3 protein-coding genes and 1 pseudogene are annotated in these 5,396 nt (G+C 40.1%); 3 read left to right on the forward strand and 1 reads right to left on the reverse strand.

Annotation, left to right across the window (positions count from 1 at the left end; genetic code table 11):
- The 3 genes from ACYPZI_RS15430 to ACYPZI_RS15440 form a co-directional block, all read left to right on the forward strand.
- A partial coding sequence (locus tag ACYPZI_RS15430; RefSeq protein WP_459603184.1) for a substrate-binding domain-containing protein occupies nt 1-532 on the forward strand: 532 nt, incomplete at its 5' end.
- A gap of 66 nt (nt 533-598) precedes the next feature.
- Nucleotides 599-2,314, forward strand: a complete 1,716-nt coding sequence (locus ACYPZI_RS15435; protein WP_459603186.1) for a DUF4091 domain-containing protein — start codon at nt 599-601, stop codon at nt 2,312-2,314.
- Nucleotides 2,315-2,321: 7 nt separating this feature from the next.
- On the forward strand, nt 2,322-5,054 hold the full coding sequence (locus ACYPZI_RS15440; RefSeq protein ID WP_459603188.1) for a glycoside hydrolase family 78 protein: 2,733 nt from the start codon (nt 2,322-2,324) through the stop codon (nt 5,052-5,054).
- Nucleotides 5,055-5,205: 151 nt separating this feature from the next.
- Here the strand turns inward: ACYPZI_RS15440 and ACYPZI_RS15445 are convergent.
- Nucleotides 5,206-5,396 (reverse strand): annotated as a pseudogene (locus ACYPZI_RS15445) (relaxase/mobilization nuclease domain-containing protein); the annotation flags it as partial.

The following is a 5,396-nucleotide window of genomic DNA, read 5'->3' on the forward strand; positions in this document are numbered from 1 at the left end:
CGTCTCAACAGATAATTATAATGGTGCCTATAATGCCACAAAGCATCTTATCGAATATGGGCATACAGAAATCGCTTGCATACAAGGGGTACAGCATTCTACACCTAACAGATTAAGGGTGAAAGGATTTAATGATGCCATGAACGAAGCCGGATTACATGATTATACTGTAACGGGTGATGATTTTAGCCTACAGAACGGATATTTGGAGACTCAATTGTTATTTCAACAAAACAAGAAACCGACAGCAATATTCGCTTTGAGTAATACAATAGCACTGGGTTGCATCAAAGCATTGAAAGAAATGGGTATTCGTATTCCGGATGATATATCTTTAATAACGTTTGATGACAATCCCTATCTGGAATATCTGGAAACACCATTGTCATGTATTGCTCAACCTGTAAATGATATCAGCAAGATTGCTATCAAATTTCTGTTCGCACAAATCAATAACGAAGAAAACAAAATTAAACAGGTTCTTCTGAAACCTCAAATGAAGTTGAAAAAGTCTGTAAAAAGAGTTATCTAATACGGATTATATATTTACCTTATCATTAGTTGGCTGTAGTCAGTATGACTTAATTATCTTATAACCATGAAACATATTCGTAATATTATTGTAGCCTTAACTTTTGTTATTTTTTCGACATCACCGGTATTTTGTCTTTCATCTGAACCACTATCAGATTGGCAATCTATCTCCAAAGGTCTTCATGTTTCGTTTGCCAGCAACGACATACGTTATCCCCAATCGTCAATCCCCGATGTGCAACAACGATATTCGATCGAACTGGCCGGATGGCGGGGCGAGAGGATTTCAGCTCAGATATTACTATGGAGTGCGGAAGATATTAAAGAAGTGAATATAACATCAGAATTTCTAAAAGACAGTCATACATCTCCACTCCCTGAAATCCAAACAAGACTTGTTAGTTATATTCTGACTGATGAATTCGGTAACAAATGTGGTTTCCATGATCCGGAAAAATATCCGGCCAGTTTATCTGCCGATGTATTGAATGATATGGATATTTTCAATATGAATGCACGCAATGTGTATCCTATTTGGATAACAATAGATATTCCTCAGGATGCAGTTCCGGGAATATATCGGGTGGAAATTACAGTAAATGCCCAAAGCGCAGATACTCAAAAACTAAAGACAAACTTAGAGGTTGTGAACCAGACATTACCACCTCCTTCGCAATGGGGGTATTTTCTCGATCTGTGGCAGCATCCGTCGGCTGTGGCACGGGTAGAGGGACTTGAGGTATGGAGCGAGGCTCATTTCGACGCTTTGCATAAATATATGCAACCATTAGCTCGGATAGGGCAAAAAGCAATAACCGCAACAGTGAACAAAGAGCCCTGGAACAATCAGTGTTATGATCCGTATGCTGACATGATATTATGGACGCGTAATGCAGACGGTTCGTGGAGTTATGATTATTCGGTTTTCGACCGATGGGTAACAATGATGATGGATATTGGCATAAATAGTGTAATAAACTGTTATTCCCTTTTGCCCTGGAACAATGAAATACATTACCGTGATGAGGCAATCGACCAAATTGTAAATGTAAAGGCTGACCCGGGTACAGATATTTTCAACGAATTATGGACCGCCTTTCTTACCGATTTTACAGAGCACCTGCGCGAAAAAGGATGGCTCGAACGTACCAATATAGCATTGGACGAACGTTCTACGGAAGAAATAGACAAAGCTTTGAGCCTTTTACGGAAAGTAGCTCCCGAACTCGGTATTGCTATGGCAGATAATAAAGGTACATATGCCAATTATCCCGATGTCGATATTATGTGTGTAAAAGTATGGGACAGAATGCCGCAAGAATTCATAAACAAACGGCGCGATAAAGGCCTGAAAACAACCTATTATGTATGTTGCTCCGATCCTTTTCCCAATATGTTTACTTTCTCATCACCTGCCGAAGGAGTATATGCCGGATGGTACGCGGCAGCATGTGACTACGATGGTTTTCTGCGCTGGGCTTATAATTCGTGGGTAGAAGAACCTCTTACTGATTCGCGTTTCAGGACGTGGCCTGCCGGAGACAGTTATATTGTATATCCGGGATTCCGCTCTTCCATTCGTTTCGAACGTTTGATGGAAGGAATACAGGATTTTGAAAAAATAAAGATTATAAGGAAAGAGCTGATTGCATCAGGAACTCCGAAGATGGAAGAACAACTGAAACAATTAGATACTGCACTTGCTGGTTTTGCGACGACAACACCGAAGGAAGGTTGGATAGATCGCCTGGTAGAGGCACGCCGTATGCTTAATAAATAACCGAATTATGATGAAATTCACAAAAACTCTTTTGCTCTTATTCTTGTTACCGTTTTATTCATATTCCGGTATAAGAGTTAGCTTGATGACATGTGAGCATGCTGAAACATTTGTAGTAATAAATACACAAATACCCCGGTTTGGTTGGAAGCTCGAATCGGATATAAATGGTGCATATCAGACTGCTTATGAGATAATGTTTTCGAGCAACCCTGTTTTTTTTGACGAAAATAATCCCGATATGTGGAATAGCGGTAAGGTATTATCATCACAAAGTCATTATATTGAGTATAAAGGGAAACCGTTAGAGAAAGGAAAATATTATTACTGGAAAGTACGTGTGTGGGACAATTCGGGTAAAGTTTCCGAATGGAGTAAAACGGCGTCGTTCATGACTGCTCCCGATATAAATAACCGGGGGGCAAAATGGATAGGGGCAATATCCAGAGAAGATGCAAAATTACCGGAAGGCAATATTTATCATCGATGGGGGCTTGCTAAAGAGCTTGCAGCAAAATGGGACAACATAGACAGCCTTTCCACAAAGAGTATTTTGTTGAGAAAAGATTTTTCTTTAGCGGATATACCTAAGCAGGCTATAATAAATATAAGCGGTTTAGGACATTATGAAGTATACGTAAATGGAACGAGAGTAGGAGAGAGTGTATTCGGACCTTTGTGGAGCGATTACAACAAAACGGTATATTATAATACATACGATATATCCCACTTGCTTCGAAAAGGAGAGAACACCATCGGTGTGATGCTTGGTAACGGAATGTATAATGTCACGGGAGGGCGTTATTATAAATTCAAAGGAAGTTTTGGCCCCCCTACTTTGTTGATGTGCGCTGAAATTATAAACGGCGATAATTCGATAACTAAGATAGTCTCGGACGATTCGTGGCATTGGTCACTTTCGCCTATAGTCTTTAACTGTATATTCGGTGGGGAGGATTATGACGCAAGATCAGAACAGAAAGGGTGGAGTAGTCCCGGTTTTGATAAAGGTAAATGGCAAAAAGTTGTAGTGCAGAAACCTCCGAAAGGAATACTGACACCTCAGCTAGCCAAACCGGTAACTATCGCCGAGGTATATCCTGTAATTGACTATAAAAAGACAGGAGCCAACAAGTATTTATTTGATTTCGGACAGAATCATTCGGGTTACCCTACGATAAAGGTAAAAGGACGTCGGGGACAAAAAGTTTGTTTACGTCCGGGCGAAACTCTTACCGATGCCGGGCAAGCCGTAAATCAGAAAGGATCGGGCGATCCTTATTGGTTCGAATATATCATTAAAGGTGATAGTGTGGAAATGTGGACACCCTCCTTTTCCTATTATGGTTACCGATATATTGAAATAGAGAATGTAGATTACCTCGAAGGAGATGACGATACCCGCCCCGTATTACTCGACATCAAATCAAATTTTATTCATTCTTCAGCTAAGGCGACAGGCTCTTTCGAATGCTCGAATGAACTTTTCAACAGGATACACTTTATCATCGATAAGGCTGTACGGAGTAATATGCAAGCAGTATTTACAGACTGTCCTCACCGCGAAAAACTCGGATGGCTTGAAGAAACCCATCTCAATGGTTCCGGGTTATTGTTCAATTACGATTTGCGCCGCTTTCTTCCAAAAGTAATGCAGGATATAGCTGATGCTCAACTCGACAATGGTCTAATCCCTGATATCGCGCCCGAATATACTGTTTTTAAGGACGGTTTCCGCGATTCGCCCGAATGGGGAGTTGCGGGAGTGATTGTCCCTTGGATGTATTATGAATGGTATGGTGATGATAGCTTGATAAAGGAGTATTATGATGTTATGAAAAAATATACCGATTATCTGACTACACAAGCTAATGATTATATTCTCATGCATGGTTTGGGCGATTGGTATGATTACGGTACTAAACCTGTTGGCATATCACAAAATACACCACCGGGAATAACATCTACCGGACATTTTTATATGTGTGCAGATTATACAGCCCGGGCAGCAGCTCTATTAGGCAAGAAAGAGAATCAGAATAAATATTCGGAATTAGCAAAGAATATATCAGCTGCGTTCAATAATACTTTTTTCGACACTGCTACCTGTCGCTATGGCAATGGAAGTCAATGTTCGTACGCAATGCCACTTTTTTTGAATATAGTTCCACAAGAATATAAAGAGGAAGTCCTGAATAAATTATTGTCCGCCATAGAAGAAAAGGGATGGAAACTTAGTACCGGGGATATCGGCAATCGTTATCTCTACGGGACATTATCGATGAATGGATTTGATGAAGTGATGTATCGTATGCATAACCATAAAGATGTGCCCGGATACGGTTTTCAAATCGGCTTAGGGGTAACAACTTTGACCGAACAATGGGATCCTCGTAAAGGACATTCATGGAATCACTTTATGATGGGACAGGTGGAAGAATGGTTTTGGAAATCGTTGATCGGCATAGGCCCGGATATCGAAAACCCCGGTTTCAGCCATTTCTATATTGAACCTAAACCTGTCGGAGATTTGAAATGGATAAAAGCTTCTTTTGAAAGTATTTACGGAACAGTCGGAGTGGATTGGCGCATTGAAAATAAGAAATTCACTACAAGTATACAAGTCCCGGTGAATACTACGGCTACACTTAAACTTCCTTTTGGTGATAAGCGAATAAAACACCTCAAATCAGGCAAGTATACTTTTACCGTTAATGTTGAGAAGAAGAAAAAGAAATAGAGAATCAATTAATCTGAAGAATATACTCTACATCCTCCTTCCTCGATTTTTCTTCTGAACCACAAGCGGTTTAATCCTCTGTTCTACCTTTTGCGTTTTCGGTAATCGTAGGTCGCTCCATGATTTCTTATATTCAGCATCAGATTTCTTTTCAGAGATACGGATACTGATAATCAATACCTCCCCACCATTTGACTTTGGCTTTAGTCATATAGCCTGCTTCTATCAGCATCTTATCCCGGATGCGCATTTCGTACTTACTATATTTGATAAATGTTTCGGGATTCTCACGGCTGAATAATATCCTGTTCTTTTCATCTTTAGGGAAAACATACGCCGAAA

This window comes from Dysgonomonas reticulitermitis (genome assembly GCF_054601275.1).